Source organism: Variovorax sp. FW301-JW7, assembly GCF_058788795.1.
The window spans coordinates 70,121-92,382 of the sequence record NZ_JBYTBC010000006.1; the positions used below are offsets into that span (position 1 = coordinate 70,121).

The 22,262-nt window shown below is 70.0% G+C and carries 23 protein-coding genes; 18 read left to right on the plus strand and 5 right to left on the minus strand.

All coding sequences use genetic code 11. From position 1 onward, the window contains the following. Window positions 1-10: 10 nt before the first annotated feature. Window positions 11-937: a LysR family transcriptional regulator gene (locus tag AC3WQM_RS17720; RefSeq protein ID WP_070062541.1), complete on the minus strand. Its 927-nt coding sequence runs from the start codon at window positions 935-937 to the stop codon at window positions 11-13. A 234-nt stretch (window positions 938-1,171) separates the two neighbouring features. On the opposite strand from AC3WQM_RS17720, the gene AC3WQM_RS17725 reads away from it, so the two are divergent. Genes AC3WQM_RS17725 through AC3WQM_RS17775 form a run of 11 tightly spaced genes read left to right on the plus strand, consistent with a single transcriptional unit; the run spans window position 1,172 to window position 12,373 of the window. After that, window positions 1,172-1,942, plus strand: coding sequence for a 5-oxoprolinase subunit PxpA (locus AC3WQM_RS17725; RefSeq protein WP_492680503.1), 771 nt, complete (start codon window positions 1,172-1,174; stop codon window positions 1,940-1,942). Between the two features lie 43 nt (window positions 1,943-1,985). Next, window positions 1,986-2,234, plus strand: coding sequence for an acetyl-CoA carboxylase (locus AC3WQM_RS17730; protein WP_489058263.1), 249 nt, complete (start codon window positions 1,986-1,988; stop codon window positions 2,232-2,234). A gap of 11 nt (window positions 2,235-2,245) precedes the next feature. Further along, entirely contained in the window at window positions 2,246-3,640 is a 1,395-nt protein-coding gene (locus AC3WQM_RS17735) for an acetyl-CoA carboxylase biotin carboxylase subunit (protein ID WP_492680505.1), read from the plus strand. Further along, complete coding sequence (locus AC3WQM_RS17740; RefSeq protein ID WP_492680507.1) at window positions 3,637-4,536, plus strand: 5-oxoprolinase subunit B family protein; 900 nt, start codon at window positions 3,637-3,639, stop codon at window positions 4,534-4,536. Before AC3WQM_RS17735 ends, AC3WQM_RS17740 begins: the two co-directional genes overlap by 4 nt. Further along, window positions 4,526-5,503, plus strand: a complete 978-nt coding sequence (locus AC3WQM_RS17745; protein WP_492680509.1) for a 5-oxoprolinase subunit C family protein — start codon at window positions 4,526-4,528, stop codon at window positions 5,501-5,503. The genes AC3WQM_RS17740 and AC3WQM_RS17745 overlap by 11 nt, the downstream gene beginning before the upstream one ends. A 49-nt stretch (window positions 5,504-5,552) precedes the next feature. Next, window positions 5,553-6,635, plus strand: a complete 1,083-nt coding sequence (gene torT, locus AC3WQM_RS17750) for a TMAO reductase system periplasmic protein TorT (protein WP_492680511.1) — start codon at window positions 5,553-5,555, stop codon at window positions 6,633-6,635. A gap of 7 nt (window positions 6,636-6,642) precedes the next feature. Next, a complete protein-coding gene (locus AC3WQM_RS17755; RefSeq protein ID WP_492680513.1) occupies window positions 6,643-8,151 on the plus strand; it encodes a sugar ABC transporter ATP-binding protein in 1,509 nt (502 codons plus the stop codon). Next, on the plus strand, window positions 8,148-9,194 hold the full coding sequence (locus AC3WQM_RS17760; RefSeq protein WP_070062533.1) for an ABC transporter permease: 1,047 nt from the start codon (window positions 8,148-8,150) through the stop codon (window positions 9,192-9,194). The genes AC3WQM_RS17755 and AC3WQM_RS17760 overlap by 4 nt, the downstream gene beginning before the upstream one ends. A 37-nt stretch (window positions 9,195-9,231) precedes the next feature. Then, a complete protein-coding gene (gene gabT / locus AC3WQM_RS17765; RefSeq protein ID WP_492680515.1) occupies window positions 9,232-10,503 on the plus strand; it encodes a 4-aminobutyrate--2-oxoglutarate transaminase in 1,272 nt (423 codons plus the stop codon). 12 nt (window positions 10,504-10,515) lie between these two features. Then, the gene (locus AC3WQM_RS17770; RefSeq protein ID WP_492680517.1) at window positions 10,516-11,979 is read left to right on the plus strand and encodes an NAD-dependent succinate-semialdehyde dehydrogenase; all 1,464 of its coding nucleotides are present in this window, start codon (window positions 10,516-10,518) and stop codon (window positions 11,977-11,979) included. 13 nt (window positions 11,980-11,992) lie between these two features. Further along, complete coding sequence (locus tag AC3WQM_RS17775) at window positions 11,993-12,373, plus strand: GFA family protein (RefSeq protein WP_492680519.1); 381 nt, start codon at window positions 11,993-11,995, stop codon at window positions 12,371-12,373. A gap of 3 nt (window positions 12,374-12,376) precedes the next feature. Here AC3WQM_RS17775 and egtD read toward each other — a convergent pair whose 3' ends face one another. Both egtD and egtB read right to left on the minus strand, forming a co-directional pair. Beyond that, window positions 12,377-13,375 (minus strand): L-histidine N(alpha)-methyltransferase, encoded by a 999-nt coding sequence (egtD, locus tag AC3WQM_RS17780; protein ID WP_139705681.1) that lies wholly within the window; start codon window positions 13,373-13,375, stop codon window positions 12,377-12,379. A 26-nt stretch (window positions 13,376-13,401) separates the two neighbouring features. Beyond that, window positions 13,402-14,664 carry an ergothioneine biosynthesis protein EgtB gene (gene egtB / locus AC3WQM_RS17785; protein ID WP_492680521.1) on the minus strand — a complete coding sequence of 421 codons (1,263 nt, stop codon included), beginning with the start codon at window positions 14,662-14,664 and terminating at the stop codon, window positions 13,402-13,404. A 138-nt stretch (window positions 14,665-14,802) separates the two neighbouring features. Here egtB and AC3WQM_RS17790 point away from each other — a divergent pair, with 138 nt between their 5' ends. Continuing rightward, window positions 14,803-16,149, plus strand: coding sequence for an NAD(P)/FAD-dependent oxidoreductase (locus tag AC3WQM_RS17790; protein WP_492680523.1), 1,347 nt, complete (start codon window positions 14,803-14,805; stop codon window positions 16,147-16,149). Window positions 16,150-16,171: 22 nt separating this feature from the next. Beyond that, the gene (locus tag AC3WQM_RS17795; protein WP_101489518.1) at window positions 16,172-16,423 is read left to right on the plus strand and encodes a hypothetical protein; all 252 of its coding nucleotides are present in this window, start codon (window positions 16,172-16,174) and stop codon (window positions 16,421-16,423) included. Between the two features lie 31 nt (window positions 16,424-16,454). On the opposite strand, the gene AC3WQM_RS17800 is transcribed toward AC3WQM_RS17795, so the two are convergent. After that, a complete protein-coding gene (locus AC3WQM_RS17800) occupies window positions 16,455-17,021 on the minus strand; it encodes a thermonuclease family protein (RefSeq protein WP_492680525.1) in 567 nt (188 codons plus the stop codon). A gap of 96 nt (window positions 17,022-17,117) precedes the next feature. Continuing rightward, entirely contained in the window at window positions 17,118-18,149 is a 1,032-nt protein-coding gene (locus tag AC3WQM_RS17805; RefSeq protein WP_492680527.1) for a LacI family DNA-binding transcriptional regulator, read from the minus strand. A 130-nt stretch (window positions 18,150-18,279) separates the two neighbouring features. Between AC3WQM_RS17805 and AC3WQM_RS17810 the strand changes: the two genes are divergently transcribed. The 5 genes from AC3WQM_RS17810 to AC3WQM_RS17830 are packed head-to-tail and all read left to right on the plus strand — an operon-like array spanning window position 18,280 to window position 22,217. Then, window positions 18,280-19,146: a dioxygenase family protein gene (locus tag AC3WQM_RS17810; protein WP_492680529.1), complete on the plus strand. Its 867-nt coding sequence runs from the start codon at window positions 18,280-18,282 to the stop codon at window positions 19,144-19,146. A 22-nt stretch (window positions 19,147-19,168) separates the two neighbouring features. Next, on the plus strand, window positions 19,169-19,936 hold the full coding sequence (locus tag AC3WQM_RS17815) for an SDR family NAD(P)-dependent oxidoreductase (RefSeq protein WP_095746212.1): 768 nt from the start codon (window positions 19,169-19,171) through the stop codon (window positions 19,934-19,936). Beyond that, on the plus strand, window positions 19,933-20,841 hold the full coding sequence (locus AC3WQM_RS17820) for a beta-keto acid cleavage family enzyme (protein ID WP_492680531.1): 909 nt from the start codon (window positions 19,933-19,935) through the stop codon (window positions 20,839-20,841). Before AC3WQM_RS17815 ends, AC3WQM_RS17820 begins: the two co-directional genes overlap by 4 nt. Further along, a complete protein-coding gene (locus tag AC3WQM_RS17825; protein ID WP_492680533.1) occupies window positions 20,838-21,842 on the plus strand; it encodes a quinone oxidoreductase family protein in 1,005 nt (334 codons plus the stop codon). The genes AC3WQM_RS17820 and AC3WQM_RS17825 overlap by 4 nt, the downstream gene beginning before the upstream one ends. Window positions 21,843-21,860: 18 nt before the next feature. Then, window positions 21,861-22,217 (plus strand): cupin domain-containing protein, encoded by a 357-nt coding sequence (locus AC3WQM_RS17830; protein WP_489058245.1) that lies wholly within the window; start codon window positions 21,861-21,863, stop codon window positions 22,215-22,217. Window positions 22,218-22,262: the final 45 nt, after the last annotated feature.

Sequence of the window (22,262 nt, forward strand, 5' to 3'; positions counted from 1 at the left end):
CCCCGCAACCTCAGCCGCGACCGCGCCCGGTGCGCCCCGATGCCGGCTCGAGAAACAGCTGCCGGAAATAGTTGCGGAACGCCGTCATCGCCGGCGAAAACTCCACGCCCTGTTTCCACCCCAGCCCGATGTTCATCGTGGGCACCGCGTCGCGCAGGTTGATGGTCTCGATGCGCTTGCCTTCCAGCGACCACGGGCGGTAGACCATGTCCGACAGCACCGTCACGCCCAGCCCGTTGGCCACCGTGCTGCGCACCGCTTCCACCGAACTCGTGCGCAGCCGGATCTGCGGCTGGTGCGGCGTCTTGCTCCAGTACTTGAGCGCGGTGGCCGCGGCCTCGTCGACGGTGAGCATGATGTAGGGCTCGGCCGCCACGTCGGCCAGCGTCACCTCGGCCTTGTCCAGCAGCGGGTGCTTGGCCGGCACCCACAGCCGGCGCTGCGAGCCGAAAAAAGTTTCGAGCGACAGCTCGCGCAGCACCACGTTCGAGGTGAGCACCACGCCGATGTCGTAGCGCTGCGTGATCAGGCCTTCTTCGATGGCCTCGCGCGCCACCTCGTGCACCTTCACCGTCACCTGCGGGTGCAGCTGCTCGAAGCGCTGCAGGTGGTGCGGCAGGAAGTAGCCCAGCACCGTGTAGCTGGCCGCGATGGTGAGCGAGCCCTCGACGTTCTCGCCCTCGTGCGGCATGCGCACCGCTTCGTCGGCCGCCGACAGCACCGCGTAGGCGTGGCTGAGAAAGCGGCGCCCGGCCTTGGTGAGTTCCACGCCGTGCGGGTGCCGCTCGAAGAGCTGCTGCCCCATCAGCTCCTCGAGCTCGCGAATGGCGGTGGTCACGGCCGACTGCGAGATGTTCAGCTGCAGCGCCGCGTGCGAGATGCGCCCCACCTCGGCCACCGCCGAGAAGTACTTGAGCTGGCGAAGGGTCAGGGACATGGCGCCGTCTTCCTAGGGTATTTACGGATACGCGCCACCCGCCTCGGGCGAAAACCCGATACCGCGCGATCGCTTCCCTCCAGCGTAGCGCCCAATCCGGCGGCTTGCAGCATCTGTTTTTCAGATATCGGGCCGCCTGAAAACAATGCTTTTCGGCCTTTCGACTGCTGGCTAACCTTCGCGCCAACCTGCATCGCCCCCTTGGCGATGCGCACCACACAAAGGCGGGACGACGTGACGAAGACAACGCGGATCGATCTGAATTCCGACATGGGCGAAGGCTTCGGCCCCTGGACCATCGGCGACGGCGTTGACGAGCAGCTCATGCCGCTGATCAGCTCGGCCAACATCGCGACCGGCTTCCATGCCGGCGACCCGAACATCATGCGCAGGATGGTGCTGCTGGCCCGCGAACACGGCGTGGGCATCGGCGCACACCCGGGCTTTCGCGACCTCGTGGGCTTCGGGCGCCGTCACATCACAGCGCCGGCCGACGAGCTGGTGAACGACATGGTCTACCAGCTCGGTGCGCTGCGCGAGTTCGCGCGCCTGGCCGGCATGACGCTGCAGCACATCAAGCCGCACGGCGCGCTCTACATGCATGCGGCGCGCGACGAGGCGCTGTCGCGCGCCCTCGTCACCGCGCTGCAGCAGATCGAACCCACGCTGCGCCTGTTCTGCATGGAATCGTCCGTCACCTTCCAGGTGGCGCGCGAGCTGGGCCAGCCGGTGGTGCGCGAGTTCTACGCCGACCGCGACTACGACCTGAGCGGCTCCATCGTCTTCACGCGCCGCGTCGGCGCGCTCGACCCCGAAGCCGTGGCCGCCAAGGTGCTGCGTGCCTGCACCGAGGGCGTGGTGCGCACGGTCGAAGGAGAAGACATGGCGATCGGCTTCGACTCGGTCTGCATCCACAGCGACACGCCCGGCGCGCTCGCGCTCGTGCAGACCACGCGGCGCGCCCTTGCCGACAACGGCATCGAAGTTGCAGGCCTGGCGGCCTGAGCGTTTTCTTTCTTGTTTCTGATCTTGTTCCAGGAGTGCACCGATGCCCGCTACCCATGACGTCCTGAGCCCGCTGCCGGGCACCTTCTACCGCCGCTCGGCGCCCGACGCGCCGCCGTTCAAGGCCGAAGGCGACACCGTGGCCGTGGGCGACGTGCTCGGCCTGGTCGAGGTGATGAAGCAGTTCAGCGAAGTCACGGCCGACGCGGCCGGGCGCCTGGCCCGCTTCGCCGTCGAGAACGGCGAGCCGGTCGATCCGGGCCAGCTGCTGGCCGTCATCGAAACGGCCTGAGGCAACCGCCCATGACCGCCGCATTCGACACACTGCTGGTCGCCAACCGGGGCGAGATCGCGGTGCGCATCATCCGCGCCGCGAAAGAGCTAGGGCTGAAGACCGTCGCCGTCTACAGCGACGCCGACGCGCAGAGCCTCGCGGTGCGCATGGCTGACAAGGCCGTGCGCATCGGCCCGGCGCACGCCACCAAGAGCTACCTGAGCATCGACGCAATCCTGCAGGCCGCCGCCGACAGCGGCGCCGGCGCGGTGCACCCGGGCTACGGTTTTCTTTCGGAGAACGCCGCGTTCGCCGAGCGCGTCGAGGCCGCGGGCCTGGTGTTCGTGGGCCCCACGCCGCACGCGATCCGCACCATGGGCGACAAGGCCGCGGCACGCGCCGCCGCGCTGCGCGCCGGCGTGCCCACCGTGCCCGGCAGCGCGGGCGTGGTGACCGACCCCGACACCGCCGTTGAAGTCGCGAAGGACATCGGCTACCCGATCATGATCAAGGCCTCGGCCGGCGGCGGCGGGCGCGGCATCCGCGTGGCGCACGACGAGGCCGAGCTGCGCCAACAGTTCGCCACCGCCACCGCCGAAGCGCAGGCCGCTTTCGGCAACGGCGAGGTGTACCTCGAACGCTTCATCCGCCAGGCGCGCCACATCGAGGTGCAAATTTTGGGCGACGGCGAGCGCGTGGTGCACTGCTTCGAGCGCGAATGCTCGCTGCAGCGGCGCCGCCAGAAGGTCTGGGAAGAAGCGCCCTCGGCCGCCATCAGCGAGGCCACGCGTGCCGCGCTGTGCGAATCGGCACTGCGGCTCGCGCGCGCCGTGGCCTACCGCGGCGCGGGCACGCTCGAATACCTGTACGACGACGACACGCGCGAGTTCTTCTTCATCGAGATGAACACGCGCATCCAGGTCGAGCACCCCATCACCGAGATGGTCACCGGCGTCGACCTCGTGAAGGAGATGCTGCGCATCGCGCTGGGCCAGCCGCTGCGCCTGCAGCAGGACGACATCCGCCTGACCGGCGCGGCCATCGAGGTGCGCATCAACGCCGAGAACGCGGCGAAGAACTTCATGCCGAGCCCCGGCCTCGTGTCGCAGCTCGTGGTGCCGGGCGGCCCGGGCGTGCGCTTCGACACCTTCCTGTTCCCCGGCTACACCGTGCCCGCGTACTACGACTCGCTGCTCGGCAAGCTCATCGTGCACGACACCGACCGCGCCAGTGCCCTGGCCCGCATGCGGCGTGCGCTCGACGAGTTGCAAGTCGACGGCATCCACACGACGATCCCGCTGCACCGCGCGCTGTGCGAAGACGCGGATGTCGCCAAGGCCGAGTTCCATACCGGCTTTCTCGAAACCTGGCTCGCGGCGAATCCACTCGCCGACGCGCCTCCTCTGTTGAAGGTGGCCGCATGAGCTCTGCAAGCACCCTCCCCGCCCAGGCCCGCTACAGCTTCGGCGGCGACGAGCATCTGTTCGTCGAGATCAGCGAAGAGATGTCGCTGCCCGCCTTCTTCAAGGGCATGGCGATCTGCAACGCGCTGCGCCGCCGCGCGCTGCCCGGCGTGACCGAGATCTGTCCGGCCAACGCCGCCTACCTCGTGCGCTTCGACCCCGATGCGATCGCGCCCGACGCGCTGCTCGCCACGCTGAAGGAGATCGAAGCGGGCCTGGGCGATGCCGACCTGCAGATGCAGACGCGCATCGTCGAGATCCCGGTGCTCTACAACGACCCGTGGACGCACGAGACGCTGATGCGTTTTCGCGAGCGCCACCAGGACCCGTCGAGCACCGACATCGAGTACGCCGCGCGCATCAACGGCCACGCCTCGGTCGAGGCCTTCATCGAGGCGCACTCGTCGGCACCGTGGTTCGTGTCGATGGTCGGCTTCGTGGCCGGCCTGCCCTTCCTGTTCCAGATGGTCGAGCGCCAGCGCCAGATCCAGGTGCCCAAGTACCTGAGCCCGCGCACCGACACGCCCAAGCTCACGCTGGGCCACGGCGGCTGCTTCAGCTGCATCTACTCGGTGCGCGGCGCGGGCGGCTACCAGATGTTCGGCGTCACGCCCGCACCGATCTTCGACCCGGCCCAGCGGCTGTCGTACCTGAAGGACCTGATGGTGTTCTTCCAGCCCGGCGACATCGTCAAGTGGAAGCCCATCGACCGCGCCGAGTACGACCGCCAGGTCGCGCAGGTCGAGGCCGGCACCTACGCGCTGCGCATCGCGCCGGTGTCGTTCTCGCTCAACGAGTTCCTGGCCGACCCCGATGGCTACAACCAACAACTGCTGAAGGTGCTCCATGGCGATTGACGTGCTCAAGCCCGGCCTCGCGACCAGCGTGCAGGACGCCGGCCGCCCCGGCTACTACCACCTGGGCATTCCGCTGTCGGGTGCGCTCGACCAGCAGAGCCTGGTGCTCGCGAACCTGCTGGTGGGCAACGACGAAGGCGCGGCCGTCATCGAAAGCACGCTGCTCGGGCCCGAGCTGCAGTTCGACGCACCCACGCTGGTGGCCGTGACCGGCGCCGACGCGAAGATCAAGCTCAACGGCAACGAGATGCCGCGCAATGAATCCTTCACGGTGCAGGCCGGCGACAAGCTGAGCTTCGACTTCATGAAGCTCGGCGCGCGCATGTGCATCGCCGTGGCCGGCGGCATCGACGTGCCCGTGGTGCTGGGCAGCCGCTCGACCTACGGCCTGGGTGCGTTCGGCGGTTTCAACGGCCGCAAGCTGCTGGCCGGCGACAAGTTGCCCGTGGGCACGCCCGCTGCCGGCGCCCGCGCAGGCCGCACGGTCGATGCCGCGCTGCTGCCGGTGCTCGAGAAGGAAGTGGCCCTGCGCGTGCTGCCGGGCATCTACTTCCATCGCCTGCAGGAGGTGTCGGTGCACAGCTTCTTCGCCGACACCTGGACCGTCGGCTCCGAGGCCGACCGCATCGGCTACCGCTACAAGCATGGCACGCCGCTGAAGTTCCAGGAGCGCACGCCGCCCTTCGGCGCGGGCGACGACCCGTCGAACATCGTCGATGCGGGCTACCCGTACGGCTCCATCCAGGTGCCGGGCGGGCGCGAGCCGATCATCCTGCACCGCGACGCGGTGTCGGGCGGCGGCTACGCGATGGTCGGCACCGTCATCAGCGCCGACATGGACCTCATCGCCCAGATGCAGCCCAACCACAAGGCGCGCTTCGTCGAGGTCGACATGGCGCAGGCACTCGAAGCCCGCGCCGAACGCCGACGACGGCTCGACCGCCTGCGGGCCGCACTCGCGGCCTGACGCGTTCCCTTCCCCCTTTTCTTCACCGCTGTCACCCAAGGAGTTCTTCATGAACAGCTCGCCCCTGCGCGTTTCATTGATCGCCGCTTCGCTCGCCACCGCCCTGGCGTGGCACGCCCCGGCCTCGGCTGCCGACTGGTTTCCCTACAAGGCCGAGGCCACCGAGCCCGCCTTCTCGGCCGAGGGCACGAAGAAACCCATCGACTACACGCCGCTGGCCAAGGCGTCGAAAAAGTGGGACATCTGCGTGTCGTTCCCGCACATGAAGGACGCCTACTGGCTCGGCGTGGACTACGGCGTGATCGAGGAAGCGCGCCGCCTGGGCGTGAAGCTGCAGGTGGTCGACGCGGGCGGCTACACCAACCTGAGCAAGCAGGTCTCGCAGATCGAGGACTGCGTGGCGCGCGGCGTCAACGCGGTGATCATCGGCGCGATCTCGGGCGACGGGCTCAACAACGTCATCAAGGCCACGGCCGCCAAGAAGGTGCCGGTGATCGACCTCGTGAACGGCATCAGCTCGCCCGACCTGTCGGCCAAGTCGCTGGTGTCGTTCTACACGATGGGCCAATCGACCGGCGAATACCTCGCCAAGAAGCACCCGGCCGGCTCGCCGCCGGTGAAGGTCGGCTGGTTCCCCGGCCCGGCCGGCGCGGGCTGGGTCGAGGCCGCGCACAAGGGCTTCATGGAAGCGATCAAGGGCAGCGCCGTGACGGTGCTCGACCCGAAGTACGGCGACACAGGCAAGGAGGCGCAGGCCAAGCTGGTCGAAGACGTGCTGCAGGGCAACCCCGACCTCGCCTACGTCGCCGGCACGGCAGTGACCGCCGAGGCTGCCACCGGCATCCTGCGCGCGCGCAACCTCGACAAGAAGGTGCAGGTGCTCTCTTTCTACATGACGCCGGGCGTGTACGAAGGCATCCAGAAGGGCCGCATCGTGGCCGCGCCGGCCGACTCGATGGTGATCCAGGGCCGCATCGCGGTCGACCAGGCCGTGCGCCTGCTGGAGAACAAGGACGTGGTGAAGCACGTCGGCCCGAAGATCTTCGTGGTCGACGCCGGCAACATCAAGACCGTGAAGCAGGCCGACATCCTGCCGCCGACCGGCTTCAAGCCGGTGTTCGAGGTCAAGTAGGCCGGCCATGGCTCCCGTGCTGCTGCAGACCCTCGGCCTGGGCAAACGCTACCCCGGCGTGCTCGCGCTCGATGCGATGGACTTCGAGCTGCGCGCCGGCGAGGTGCATGTGCTGTTCGGCGAGAACGGCGCCGGCAAGTCGACGCTGATCTCGCTGCTGGCCGGCGCCAACGTGCCGACCGCGGGCGAGATCCGCATGCACGGCGCGCCGGTGAAGTTCGCCAACGTGCACGACGCGCGGCGCCACGGCATCAGCGCGGTGTTCCAGGAGTTCTCGCTGATCCCGACGCTGTCGGTGGCGCAGAACCTGAGCCTGGGCGAGGAGCCGTGCCAGGGCGGCCTGCTCGACCGCGCGGCGGTGCGCGAACGCGCCCGCACGATGCTGGCCGACCTGGGCTTCGAGATCGACGTCGACGCACCCGTGGCGGGCCTCACGCGCGCGCAGCAGCAGATGGTGGAGATCGCCAAGGGCCTGCGCGGCGAGGTGTCGGTGCTGATCCTGGACGAACCCACCGCCTCGCTCACCGACACCGAGACGCAGCGCCTGTTCGAACTGGTGGCGCGGCTGAAGGCGCGCGGCGTGGGCATCGTCTACATCTCGCACCGCATGCAGGAGATCGCGCAGATCGCCGACCGCATCACGGTGCTGCGCGACGGGTGCAAGGTCACGACCGTGGACGCGCATGCGACCAGCGCCGACCGGCTCATCGAGCTGATGAGCGGGCGCGCCATCGACAACATCTACCCGCGCATCGCCGCCAACCCCGGCGAGGTGGTGCTGCAGGTCGAAGGGCTGGCCTCGCCGAACGGCGTGCGCAACGCCAGCCTCATGGTGCGGCGCGGCGAAGTGGTCGGGCTGGCCGGATTGGTGGGCTGCGGCAAGTCGGAGCTGTTCCGCGCGATCTACGGGCTCGACCCCGTGAGCGAAGGCCGCGTGCTGTTCAAGGGCCGGCCGCGCACCGGCGCGACGGTGCGCCAGCTGCTCGACGAGGGCCTGTTCTACCTGCCGCCTGACCGCAAGGGCGAAGGGCTGGTGCTCGGTTTCACGTCGCGCGCCAACATCACGCTGCCGCTGGTGCACGGACCGCTGCGCGGTCGCGGCGGCTGGCTGCGCAAGCGCCTCGGGCGACGGCTTTCGACGACGGCCGCCGAGCGCGTCGAGCTCGCGCCGCGCAACCTCGAACGGCCCGTGGGCCTGCTCTCGGGCGGCAACCAGCAGAAGGTGCTGTTCGGCAAGGGCATGACGCGCGACGCCGCGCTCTACGTGTTCGACGAACCCACGGTCGGCGTCGACGTCGGCACCCGCAGCGCGCTGTACGAGGTGATCCGCAAGCTCTGCGAAGGCGGCGCCGCGGTGGTCGTGATCTCGTCCGACCTGCCCGAGGTGCTGCACCTGAGCCACCGCGTGTACGTGATGTGCCGCGGCGAGATCGCCGGCGAGCTGCACGGCGACGCCATCCAGGAAACCGCCGTGCTCAACCTGTTTTTCGGCCCCAGCGAGAACCACCCCTCATGACTTCGCCCTCACTCACCGCCGCCCCGGCGGCTCCCACGCCCGGCCTGGCCGGGCGCGCCCTCGGCCTGCTGCGCAGCCTCTTCCTGCGCCTGGGCGTGCTGCCCTTCATGCTGGTGATCGCCTGCGTGGTGTTCGCCACGCTGTCCGACCAGTTCCTCACCGTGCAGAACCTGGTGAACCTGCTGCGTCAGTCGGTCTATCTGATCCTCGTGTCGCTGGGCCAGATGCTGGCGCTGGTCACCGGCGGCTTCGACCTGTCGGTGGGCACGGTGATGGCGATCACCTCGGTGGTCTCCGCGCTCGCCATGCAGGCGCTGGGCGCAGCCTTTCCGGACGCGGCCTGGATGGTGGTGCTCGTGGGCTGCGCCTGCGGGATGCTTGCCGGGCTGGTGGTGGGCCTGGTCAACGGCTTCGGCGTGGCGGTGATCGGCGTGTCGCCCTTCATCGTGACGCTGGGCGTGCAGTCGATCGGCTTCGGCTTTGCGCTGTTCCTCACGGGCGGCGTGCCGGTGTCGGGCATGCCGGCGCAGTTCAGCGAGCTGTTCGGCTTCGGCACCGTGCTCGGCGTGCCGGTGCCGATCCTCGTGACGGCCGTGTGCGTGGCCGGCATGGGCGTGCTCATGGGCCGCCTGCCGACCGGCACGCACCTGCTCGCGGTGGGCGGCAACGCCAAGGCCGCGGCGCTCTCGGGCATCGACACGCGCCGCGTGCTGCTCATGGCCTACCTGCTGTGCGCGGGCCTGGCGGCCGTGAGCGGCCTGCTGCTCACGGCGCGCGTGGAAACCGGCGAGGCCAACCTCGGCGGCACCGTGGCGCTCGAATCGATCGCCGCCTGCGTGATCGCCGGCGTGAGCCTGCGCGGCGGCATCGGCCGCGTGCCCAACGTGGTGATGGGCGCGATCTTCATCGGCCTGGTGCAGAACGGCATGAACCTGGCCAGCGTGGGCTCGTACCTGCAGATGGTGGTGCTGGGTGCCCTGCTGATCGTGGCCGTGGTCGCCGACCAGATCCGCCATCGCATGGTGGCGCCGGGCAGCCACTGAGCTTCACACCCCAACACAAGCAACGAAGGAATCTCGCATGACAACCAAGACCAACGCCGCCATCGACGCGCGCCGCATCGCCGCCACGCCGCGCGGCGTCGGCATCGGCTTTCCCATCTATGCAGAGCGCGCGCTCAACGCCGAGCTGTGGGACGTCGAAGGCCGGCGCTACATCGACTTCGGCTCGGGCATCGCCGTGCTCAATACCGGCCACCGGCATCCACGCGTGGTGGAGGCCATTCGCGCGCAGCTCGATCGCTTCACCCACACGGCCTACCAGGTGGTGCCGTACGAAAGCGTGGTGTCGCTGGCCGAGCGCCTGAACCGCCTCACGCCCGGCACCCACGCCAAGAAGACCGCCTTCTTCACGACCGGCGCCGAGGCGGTCGAGAACGCCATCAAGATCGCACGCGCCGCCACGCGCCGGCCCGGCGTGATCGCGCTGGGCGGCGGCTTTCACGGCCGCACCTTCATGGGCATGGCGCTCACGGGCAAAGTGGTGCCGTACAAGACCGGCTTCGGGCCCTTCCCCGGCAGCATCTTCCACGTGCCCGCGCCGATCGCGTTGCACGGCGTGTCGGTGGACGACTCACTGCGCGCCATCGACAAGCTGTTCAAGGCCGACATCGAGCCCGAGCAGGTGGCCGCCATCATCCTGGAGCCGGTGCAAGGCGAAGGCGGCTTCTACGCCGCGCCGCCCGCCTTCATGCGCGCGCTGCGCGAGATCTGCGACCGCCACGGCATCCTGCTGATCGCCGACGAGATCCAGACCGGCTTCGCGCGCACCGGCAAGTGGTTTGCCATGGATCACTACGACGTGGTGCCCGACCTCACGACCATGGCCAAGAGCCTGGCCGGCGGCACGCCGCTGTCGGCCGTGTGCGGACGCGCCGAGATCATGGACGCGCCCGCGCCCGGCGGCCTCGGCGGCACCTACGCCGCCAACGCGCTGGCCATCGCGGCGGCGCATGCGGTGCTCGACGTGATCGAGGCCGAACGCCTGTGCGAGCGCGCGCAGATACTGGGCGACCGGCTCAAGGCGCGCCTCGAGGGGCTGCGCGCGAAGGTGCCGCAGATCGCGGACGTGCGCGGCCTGGGCGCGATGGTGGCGGTCGAGTTCGCCGGTGCCGACGGCGCGCCCGACCCCGAGTTCACGAAGCAGGTGCAAACCCGAGCGCGCGACGCGGGTTTGCTGCTGCTGACTTGCGGCGTGCACGCCAATGTGGTCCGCTTCCTGTTCCCCCTGACCATCGAAGACGCGGTGCTCGGCGAAGGCCTCGACATCCTCGCCGCCGCCCTGCAAGCCTGAGACAAACCACCCATGCCACTGAAACTCCAAGACCCGACCCTGCTGCGCCAGCAGGCCTGCATCGCCGGCACCTGGGCGAATGCCGACAACGGCACCACCGTCGCCGTCACCAACCCCGCCACCGGCGAGCAGATCGGCACCGTGCCCATGTGCGGCACCGAGGAAACCGTGCGCGCCATCGCCGCCGCCGAGAAGGCGCAGAAGGCCTGGGCCAAGGTGCCCGCCAAGGAACGCTCGGCCATCCTGCGCAAGCTCAACGACCTGATGCTGGCGAACGTGGACGACCTCGCGCTGATCATGACCGCCGAGCAGGGCAAGCCTCTGGCCGAGAGCCGCGGCGAGATCGCCTACGCCGCCTCCTTCATCGAGTGGTTCGCCGAAGAAGCGCGCCGCGTGTACGGCGACACCATTCCCGCGCCACAGGCCGACCGCCGCATCCTGGCGCTCAAGCAGCCCGTGGGCGTCACCGCCGCCATCACGCCCTGGAACTTCCCCACCGCCATGCTCACGCGCAAGGCCGGGCCCGCGCTCGCGGCCGGTTGCGCCATGGTCGTGAAGCCGGCCACGCAGACGCCGTTCTCGGCGCTGGCCTTTGCCGTGCTCGCCGAACGCGCGGGCGTGCCCAAGGGCCTGCTGTCGGTGCTCACCGGCTCGGCCAGCCAGATCGGCGGCGAGATGACGCGCAGCCCCATCGTGCGCAAGCTCACCTTCACCGGCTCGACCGAGGTGGGCCGCACGCTCATGAAGCAGTCGGCCGACACGATCAAGAAGCTGTCGCTCGAACTCGGCGGCAACGCGCCCTTCATCGTGTTCGACGATGCCGATGTGGATGCCGCCGTCGAAGGCGCGATGGTGTCCAAGTACCGCAACACCGGCCAGACCTGCGTGTGTGCCAACCGCCTCTACGTGCAGCGCGGCGTGCTGGAAGCCTTCACGCAGAAGCTCGTGGCCAAGGTCAACGCGCTGAAGGTCGGCAACGGCACCGAGGTCGGCGTGAACCAGGGCCCGCTGATCGACGCCAAGGCGGTCGAGAAGATCGAGGAGCACGTGGCCGACGCCGTCGCCAAGGGCGGCACCGTGCTCGCGGGCGGCAAGCGCCATGCGCTGGGCGGCCTGTTCTACGAGCCGACCGTGATCGGCGGCGCCACGCCCGACATGCTGTTCGCGCGCGAGGAAACCTTCGGCCCGCTGGCGCCGATCTTCGCGTTCGACACCGAGGCCGAAGCCATCGCCGCAGCCAACGACACCGAGTTCGGCCTGGCCGCGTACTTATACAGCCGCGACATCGGCCGCATCATGCGCGTGGCCGAGGCGCTCGAATCGGGCATCGTGGGCGTGAACACCGGGCTGGTGTCGACGGCCGAGGCGCCGTTCGGCGGCGTCAAGCAGTCGGGGCTGGGGCGCGAAGGCTCGAAATACGGGCTCGACGACTTCCTCGAAGTGAAGTACGTGTGCCTGGCGGGGCTGGACAGCTAGGAACGCGCTGCCCGTGCCCACGTACCAAGGCGCTTGCCATTGCGGCGCGTGCCGCTTCGAGGTGGACACCGACCTCGACCATGTCCGCAGTTGCAACTGCTCCGTGTGCCGGCGCCGGGGCGCGCTGATTCACCGTGTGCCCGCATCGGCGCTTCGCCTGCTCACGCCGCTGGAAGACCTCACGGTCTATGAATGGCACACACGGACCGCACGGGACTACTTCTGCCCCACCTGCGGAATCATGCCGTTCCGAGTTCCCAGCGCGCCGACCGCGCAAGAGACGGCCGAAGGCAAGCTGCCGTTCACGGGATGGGCCATCAATGCGCGCTGCCTGGAAGGCGTAGACCTGGCCAGCGTGCCGGTCAGGCTCGTGAACGGCGCGGACCTGTCCTGAGGCTCAGCTCAGGAGCCAGTGCACGCTGAACAGCCGCTCGGGGTCGGTCCACACCGCCCCGACGCGGAAGCCCGCGCGCACCGCCAGGGCCTGCAGGCCTTCGACGGTGAACTTGTGCGAGTACTCGGTGTGCAGGGTCTCGCCTTCCTCGAACGAGAAACGCTCGCCGCGCAGTTGCACGCTCTGCGCGCGCCGGCTCACGAGGTGCATCTCGATGCGGCGCATCGGTGCGTTGTAGAAGGCCGCGTGCGAGAAGCCGTCGAGGTCGAAGTCGGCCGACAGCTCCGCGTTCGCGCGCCGCAGCAGGTTGAGGTTGAACGCCGCCGTCACGCCCTGCGCGTCGTTGTAGGCCGCGTGCAGCCGGTCGGGGTCTTTCACCAGGTCGACGCCGATGAGCAGGCCGCCGCCGCGCAGCATGCGCGCCGCGAGCTGCAAAAACGCCAGCGCCTCGTCGGGCTCGAAGTTGCCGATGGTCGAACCGGGGAAGAAGCCCACGCGCCGGCCCGCCCCGGCCATCGGCGCGGGCAGCACGAGCGGCATGGTGTAGTCGGCCGCGATGGGCTGCACCGCGAGCGCCGGGTAGTCGGCCTTCAGGCGCGCCGCCGCGGCTTCGAGGTGCTCGCCCGAGATGTCGATCGGCAAATAGCGCTTGGGGGATTCGAGCGCGTCGAGCAGCAGCCGCACCTTGGTGAGCGAGCCCGCGCCGAACTCGACGATCTCGGCGTTCGGCCCGATCTGCGCGGCGATCTCGCCGGCGCAGGCGCCCAGGATGCCCAGCTCGGTGCGCGTGGGGTAGTACTCGGGCAGCTCGCAGATGCGGTCGAACAGCTGCGAGCCGGCCACGTCGTAGAAAAACTTGGGCGAGATGTGGCGCGGCGTGCGCGCGAGGCCAGCCTGCATGGCGCGGCCGAACTCGGACCACGGGGCGGTGTCGGGCGGGGTCGCTGCCTCCTGTCGCTGCAGGTGGCTGGCGAGGGCGAACGGGGCGGTCGGATTGCGCATGGTGCTCGGCTCCATCGAGGTGTCGGTCAAAGGTCTTTCGCGAGCCGCAGCCCCGAGAACTGCCAGCGTGCCGCCGGCGGAAAGAAATTGCGATAGCTTGGCCGCGTGTGGCCGGCCGGCGTGGCCACGCTGCCGCCGCGCAGCACCAGCTGGCCCACCATGAACTTGCCGTTGTATTCGGCCGCGATGCCGGGCAGCGGACGAAAGCCCGGGTAGGGGTCGTACGAGGAACGCGTCCATTGCCAGACGTGGCCGCTCATCTGCGCGATGCCGGGCGCGTCGAAGGCGGCCTCCCATTCGAACTCGGTGGGCAGCCGAGCGCCGGCCCATTCGGCGTACGCGGCGGCCTCGTAGAAGCTCAGCTGGGACACGGGTGCGTCGGCCTCCATCGGCCGCACGCCGTGCAGGCCGAACACCTGCCAGCCGCCGGGCGCGGCAGGGCCGCCGGCACCGAGGGTGGCGATGCGCGGGTCGTCGGCTTCGAGCCAGTAGGCCGGGTGGCGCCAACCCTGCGCCTGCACCGTGGCCCAGCCGTCGGACAGCCACAGCTCGGGCCGGCGGTAGCCGCCGTCGGCGATGAACTGCGCGTAGTCGCCGCAGTTCACCAGCCGGTCGGCGATGGCATAGGGGCGCAGCAAGGCGGCGTGGCGCGGCGTCTCGTTGTCGAAGCTGAAGCCCTCACCCGCATGCCCGACCTCGACCGTGCCGCCCGGCTGTGCCAGCCAGCGCACCTCGGCCGGCACGGCGGCCAGCCGCCGTGCGGGGCCGCTCGCGGGCTTGTAGGCCGGCAGCAGCGGGTTGCACGACAGCGCATGCAGGATGTCGGTGAGCAGCAGCTCCTGGTGCTGCTGCTCGTGGTTCAGCCCGAGCGCGACGATGGCCTCGATGGCCGTCCAGTCGAGCGCCTCCGGCGCCGCGAGCAGCGCGAGCACCGCCTCGTCGACATGGCGGCGGTAGGCATGCACTTCGTCGAGCGAGGGCCGCGTGAGCAGGCCGCGCTGCGGCCGCGGGTGACGCGGACCGAGCGCCTCGTAGTAGGAGTTGAAGAGGTAATGAAAACGCGCATCGAAGGGTCGGTACCCCGCCGCATGCGGCTGCAGCAGCACGGTCTCGAAGAACCACGTCGTGTGCGCCAGGTGCCACTTCGTCGGGCTGGCGTCGGGCATCGACTGGATGCACTGGTCCTCGGCGGACAGCGGCGCGGCCAGCGCCAGGCTGGCGGCGCGCACCATGCGAAATTGCTCGCGCAAGGCGCTCGCCGCGGGGGCGATCGGCCGGGAAAACGTCATGGTGTCTCCAGTCGGGTGAGCCGGAAGTTTTAGCCCATACCGGCGACAAAGGCACGTAGGACAAGACGCCGCCGCCGCGCCGCCGCGGGAGCCCGTCCTGCGCCTGGGCGCCCCGGCCCGCTGCGTATGATTCGGACGATGCAAACCCCCTCTCCTTCGGCCAGGCCCCACGTTGTCATCATCGGCTGCGGTTTCGGCGGACTCGAGGCAGCGCGCAAGCTGCAGCGGGCCGACGTCGATGTGACGGTGATCGACAAGACCAACCACCACCTGTTCCAACCCCTGCTCTACCAGGTGGCGACCGCCGGGCTCGCGGCACCGTCGATCGCGGCGCCGGTGCGCGCCCTGTTCCGCAAGCAGTCCAACGTGACCACGCTGCTGGCCGAGGTGACGGGCATCGACCCGGCCGCGCGCACGGTGCAGCTGGCCGACGGCAGCCAGGTGGCCTACGACCACCTGATCGTGGCGGCCGGCGCCACGCACAGCTATTTCGGGCACGACGAATGGGCGCCCGCCGCGCCGGGCCTGAAGACGCTGGCCGACGCCTTCGAGATCCGCCGCCGCGTGCTGATGTCCTTCGAGACGGCCGAGACCACCGCCGACCCCGAGCGCCGCCGCGCGCTGCTCACCTTCGTGGTGATCGGCGCCGGGCCGACCGGCGTCGAGATGGCCGGCACGCTGGCCGAGATCGCCAAGCACACGCTCGCCGGCGAGTTCCGCCGCATCGACCCCGGCAGCGCGCAGGTGCTGCTGGTCGAGGGCGGCCCGCGCGTGCTGCAGGCCATGCCCGAAAGCCTGAGCCAGAAGGCGCTCGAACAACTGGAACGGCTCGGCGTGGAAGTGCGACTGAACGCGCGCGTCACCGCCATCGACAACGCCGGCCTCGAAGTGCAGACCGGCGGCGGCCCCGACGGCACGCCGCTGCAGAGCTACCGCATTCCCAGCAGCTGCGTGGTGTGGGCGGCCGGTGTCGCGGCCTCGCCGCTGGGCCGGTTGCTCGGCAGCGCCACGGGCGTCGAGTGCGACCGCGCGGGCCGCATCAAGGTCGAGCCCGACCTGAGCCTGGCGGCCCACCCCGAGATCAGCGTGGTGGGCGACCTGGCCGCCGCCATGAGCCACGCGCCCGGCAAGCCGCCCAAGCCGGTGCCCGGCGTGTCGCCCGGCGCCAAGCAGGCCGGCCGCGCGGCGGCGGCGAACATCCTGCGCCGCCTGGCGGGCCAGCCCACCGTGCCATTCCGCTACGCCGACTACGGCAACCTGGCCACCATCGGGCGCAACTCGGCCGTGGTCGACCTGGGCACGCCCTTCGGCCCGCTGCGCTTCAGCGGCCGGCCCGCGTGGCTGTTCTGGTTGTTCGCGCACGCGTACTTCCTCATCGGTTTCCGCAACCGCGTGGTCGTGATGTGGGACTGGGCCAGCGCCTACTGGAGCTTCCAGCGCAACGCGCGCGTGGTGGCCGACGTGCAAGGCCGCAGCGAGTCGTAGACAAGCACCCTCACGCCGCGCGATGACGTTGCTCTGGTGGGTCGTCTTTCATGCGCTCGATGCGCTGTTCTGGCTCTGGATCCTGCGCTGGGGCGGCGCGGCCTGGCTCGAAGGCACCTTCCTGTCGGGCTTTCTCGTGAGCATCTTCGCGCCGCGCTGGGGCGCCGAGGGCCTGCGCATGTTCGCGCTGCTGATGCTGATCGTGTGCGCCATCAGCTTCGTCTGGGGCCTGTTCATGCCCGAGGTGCGCTGCTGGTATTCGGGCCACTGCTGACCCATTGATTTCGCGAGGCGCCGTCAGGCGCTCATGACAAGGGTTCGAAGCGCACGTCGCCCCACGGCTGCGAACTGCCGCCACCATGGCGCGGCTGCTCCCGCCGGTCGCGGCGCCAGTCCCAGGGCGGCGTCGGCGCCGTGTCGGCCCACAGGCCCAGGTGCTGCGCACGCGCCGTGGCCTCGAGCCGGAACAGGTCGCCCCCGCGCTTCTTCGCGATGCCGTGGTAGTCGTACACCCAGGCCCAGCCCTCGGCCACCATGCGGCGGCCAACGTCTTCGCCTTTGCAGCGCACGTCGGCCACGGTGCGGCCGTAGCGGTCGGTGTCGCGCTCGGTGATGACGGCCTTCTCGGCGTAGCACAGGCGGCTCAGCGCCTGGCGGCTGCGCTGGCCGTAGGGCTGCGCTTTCTCGGGCGCGTCGATGGCGGCGATGCGCACCTTGACCTGCTCGTAGGCGCCGCTGCGACCGCAGCGCGCGGTGAGCGTGTCGCCGTCGCTCACGCCGACGACGAGGCAGGTGCGCGGCGACGCGGCGTGGGTCAGCAGCGGGAGGGAAAGGCCGAGGGAAAGAAGCAGGAAGACGGGACGAAAGCGCATGCGGAAAGGGAACGGAACACGGGGCCGGGAATGGCCGACGATTCTCGGTGCGAAGTGTGCGCGCCGCCCTGCGGATGCATTTGTTTTCGTCTTTGTTCAGCGCGCGGCCGGCGCGGCCGTCGACTTGCGCACCACCAGCTCCGGGCGCAGCACCACGGTGGAGGCCGAGAGCGCCTGCCCGTCGATCTCCTCGAACAGCATCTCGGCCGCGCGCCAGCCGAGTTCGCGGTGCGGCAGCCGGATGGTGGTGAGTGGCGGATCGACCATGTCGACCAGCGGCATGTCGTTGTGGCCGGTGATCGAAATGTCTTTCGGCACGCGCAGGCCTGCCTCGCGCAGCGCGTCGTAGGCGCCCAGCGCCACGAGGTCGTTGCAACACACCACGGCCTGCGGCGCGGCACCGGCCGCAAGCATCTGCTTCATCGCGACCGCGCCTGCCTCGCGGCTGTAGCTCGTGCACTCGACGATGCGGGCCGGCTTCATGCGGTGGTCGCGCAGCGCCTGCTCCACGCCCAGCAGGCGGCCCACGCCGGTCGGGATGGTCTGCGGCCCCGCCAGGTGCGCGATGCGCTTGTGGCCCAGGCCCACGAGGTGATCGACCGCGAGCTTCATCGCCAGCCGGTCGTCGCTCACCACGGCGGGCAGGCGGCCGGTCTCGTCGGCGCGGTTGACCAGCACCGCGGTCATGCCGGCCTTGGCGACGAAGTCGACCAGCGGGTCGTCGCGCGTGGCGGTGGCCAGGATCACGCCGTCCACGCGCTGCGCCAGCATGCGCTCGAGCACCGGCCGCGCGAGCGCCGGGTCGACCACGTTGGTGACGAACACGAAGTAGCCGCGTGCCGCCGCGCTGGCCTCGATGCCCTGCAGGATCGGCGGGAACACCGCGTTCGTGATGTCGGGCACCAGCACGCCGATGGTGTGGGTGCGGCCCGTGCGCAGCGCCGAGGCCGCGCGGTTGGGCCGGTAGCCCAGGCGCTGCGCGGCCTCCTCGACCACGCGCAGCACCTCGTCGCTGATCAGCGAGCGCTTCTCGGGGCTGAGCGCGCGCGACACGGTCGACACATGCACCCCGGCGGCACGGGCGACGTCGCGGATGGTGACGGGGCTGGAAGGGGGATGGGTGCTCATTGGTGCAAACGATTGTTGGGCATCCGGTACGCCATGGTTGGTGAATTCCCATTCTGGCATCCCGGATACCCAGCATTTTACTTTTCCGAAATCTGTCTTAAGATAATGCAAACGATTGCAAGGATTGCAGATGAACATCGCCACCTCCCCCGATTCGGTGCTCGGCTTTGCGCTCGACGCCATGAAACGCACCCCCGATCCGCGCCTGCGCACCGTGATGGACGCGCTCACGCGCCACCTGCACGCCTTCGTCCAGGAGGTGAAGCTGACCGAGGAGGAGTTCGAGCAGGCGCTCGAATTCATCGTTGCCATCGGCCACGCCACGGGCGAGACCAAGAATGAGGTGGTGCTGGCGGCCGACATCCTGGGCGTGTCCACGGTGGTGGCGCTGCAGAACAACCAGGACCCGCACGGCGAATCGCCGGCCGCGCTGCTGGGCCCCTTCTGGCGCGCCAACTCGCCGGCCTGCGCGGCGGGCGAGAGCATCGCGCGCTCGGGCACGCCCGGCACGCCGCTGGCGGTGACGGGCACGGTGCGCGACCTGGGCGGGCAACCGATGGCCGATGTCACGGTCGACGTGTGGCAGGCCTCGCCGGTCGGGCTCTACGAGAACCAGGACCCGGAGCAGGACGACATGAACCTGCGCGGGCGCTTCACCACCGACGCGCAAGGCCGCTTTCATTTCCGCAGCGTGCGCCCCGCCGGCTACCCGGTGCCCACCGACGGGCCCTGCGGCGTGCTGCTGCGCGCGCAGCAACGTCACCCGAACCGCCCTGCGCACCTGCACTTCATGCTGAGCAAGCCGGGCCACAAGGTGCTGGTCACACAGGTGTTCGCCGACGACGACGAGAACCTGGAAAGCGACCCGACCTTCGGCGTGACGCGCCAACTCATCGGCCGCTTCGCGCTCGCGCCTGATGGCGGTAGCGCCACGCTGCAGTACGACTTCCAGCTCGAACCCGGCGAGATGAAGTTCCCCCGCCCGCCGATCCCCTGATTCCGCAACTTCCCTTCATCCCATGAGCTTCGATCCCCAATCCCGACTCCACGGCAAGATCGCCGTCATCACCGGCGGCCTCGGCGCCATCGGCTACGCCACGGCCACGCGGCTGGCCGCGCTGGGCGCCACCTGCGTGCTGCTGCACCGCGGTGGCGACGACAACGCCGCCGCGCGCGCCGCCGCCCTGCCCTCGGACAGCGGCCAGCGCCACGGCGCGATCCGCGCCGACATCGTCGACACGCCGAGCCTGCAGGCCGCCGCCGCCGAGGTGAAGGCCGCGCACGGGCGCTGCGACATCCTGGTCAACAGCGCGGGCCACACGCAGCCCGTGCCGGCCGGCGACCTCGACGCGCTGACCGACGAACTCATCGACGACCTGCTGCGCGCCAACTTCCGCGGCGTGTTCGCCACCATCCGCGCCTTCGCGCCGATGCTCAAGGCCACCGGCGACGGGCTGGTGGTCAACATCTCGTCCATCGCCGGCTTCACGGGCGTGGGCAGCAACCTCGCGTACGTCGCGGCCAAGGCCGGGCTCGACGTGGTGGGCGATGCGCTGGCCAAGGCGCTGGCGCCGGCGGTGCGCGTCGTGTCGGTGTCGCCGGGCGCGGTCGAGTCGGGCTTCGTGCCTGGGCGCGGCGCCGAGTTCGCCGACAAGATGGCCAGCACCACGCCGCTGGGGCGCATCGGCAAACCCGACGACGTGGCCGCCACCGTGGAAGCGCTGGCCACCACGCTGCGCTTCGTCACCGGCACGCGCATCGTGGTCGACGGAGGGCGCCACCTGTGAACAACCCGAAGACGCTCATCACCTGCGCCGTCACGGGCAACCTCGTGAAGCCCGAGCAGACGCCGCACCTGCCGATCACGCCGGTGCAGATCGCCGACGAATGCCTGGCCGCCGCCGAAGCCGGCGCGGCGCAGGTGCACATCCACGTGCGCCACCCCGAGACGGGCAAGCCCTCGATGGAGGTCGATCTGTACCGCGAGGTGGTCGACCGCATCCGCCGCGAGAACCGCGAACTGATCGTGAACCTCACGACCGGGCCGGGCGGGCGCTTCATTCCGAGCGAGGACGACCCGAAGATCGCCGCGCCCGGCACCACGCTGCTGCCGCCCGAGAAGCGCGTGGAGCACATCGCGCTGATCCGGCCCGACGTGTGCTCGCTCGACCTCAACACCATGAACTCCGGCCCCGACGTGGTGATCAACACGCCGAAGAACGTGCGCCGCATGGCGAAGGTGATGCGCGAGGCCGGCGTGAAGCCCGAGCTGGAGATCTTCGACTCGGGCGACATCCACCTGGCGCTGGACCTCATCGCCGACGGCACGCTCGACGGGCCCGCCATGTGGACCTTCGTGCTCGGCGTGAAGTACGGCTTCGCGCCCACGCCCGAGACGCTGCTCTATGCACGCAACCTGCTGCCGCGCGGCGCCTTCTGGAGCGCCTTCGGCATCGGCCGCACGGAGTTCCCGATCGTCGCGCAGTCGTGGCTGCTGGGCGGACACGTGCGCGTGGGCATGGAAGACAACATCTATCTTGAGAAAGGCGTGCTGGCCCAGAGCAACGCGCAGCTCGTGGCGAAGGCGCGCGACATCCTGCGCAGCCTGGGCGGCGAGGTCGCCAACCCGCGCGAGGCCCGCGCGATGCTGGGGCTGGCCGACACCCGCGCCGTTCAGGGAGCCGCACGATGAGCGCCCTCACCCACGAACTCCACGAGCCCCGCGCCCTGCGCGTGAACGGCAAGGCCGCCAACCTCGAGGCGCTCCACCTGCAGGCCGCGCCGCAGCCCAAGCCCGTGGCGCCGCCTGGCCATGCCGTGGTGCGCGTGGCCGCCGCCGCCGTGAACCCGAGCGACGTGAAGGCTGCGCTGGGCCTGATGCCGCAGGCCGTCTGGCCGCGCACACCGGGCCGCGACTTCGCGGGCACCGTCGTGAGCGGGCCCACGGAATGGATCGGCCGCGAGGTCTACGGCTCGGGCGGCGATGTCGGCATCACGCGCGACGGCTCGCATGCGCGCTACCTGGTGCTGCCCGAAGCGGCCCTGCGCGCCAAGCCCCAGGGCATCTCGATGGACGAGGCCGGCGCGGTGGGCGTGCCCTTCGTCACGGCCTACGAGGGCTTCCGGCGCAGCGGCATGCCGCAGGCGGGTCAGACGGTGCTGGTGCTGGGCGCCAACGGCAAGGTCGGGCAGGCGGCGGTGCAACTGGCCGCGCAGGCCGGCGCGCGCGTGATCGCGGTGCAGCGCGGCCCGGGGCCCTTCGCGGGGTTCGCGAGCGCGCCGGTCGACGTGGTCGATGCGCGCCACCACGCCGACGTGGGCGCGCAGGTGCGCGAACTCACCGACGGACGCGGCGCGCACATCGTCTACAACACCGTGGGCAGCGCCTACTTCGAGGCCGCCAACAAGGCGATGGCCAAGGGGGCCACGCAGATCTTCATCGCCACGCACGACCGCGCGGTGCCCTTCGACATCTTCGCGTTCTACCGCGGCATGCACACCTACGTGGGCATCGACTCGCTGGCGATGGACTGCGTGGCCTCCACCGCGCAGCTCGACGCGATGCGCGAGGGCTTCGAGCGCGGCACGCTGAAACCCTTTCCCGTGGCACGCCACTTCGCGCTCGACGAAGCGATCGATGCCTACCGGCTGGTGCTGTCGGGCAGCACCGACCGCGTCGTGCTGCGCCCCTGACCCTCGAGGACACCCACCATGCATGTGACCCGTTTCAGCGAGGCGCCGCACTACGAGGCGCCCAACCACTTCGACATGCGCTGCCTGCGCCTGCAGGGCAAGGAAGCCGGCCCCTCGACGCAGATGTGGATGGGCATGAGCCAGATCCTGCCCGGCGGCCGCACCGGGCTGGACGGCTCGCCGATGGAGAAGCTCTACCTCGTGCTCGAGGGCGAGCTGCACATCGTCGGCGAACTCGACGGCGCGCACCAGGAAGACGTGCTGCTGCCCTACGACAGCTGCCGCTTCGCGCCCGGCGAGAAGCGCCAGCTCGAGAACCGCAGCAACCGCCCGGTGCTGGTGGCGCTGGTGATGGCGAACGCACCGCCCGCCTGACGCCCTCCTTTCCCAGCCAGTCATTCATCGCTCGCACCAACAAAT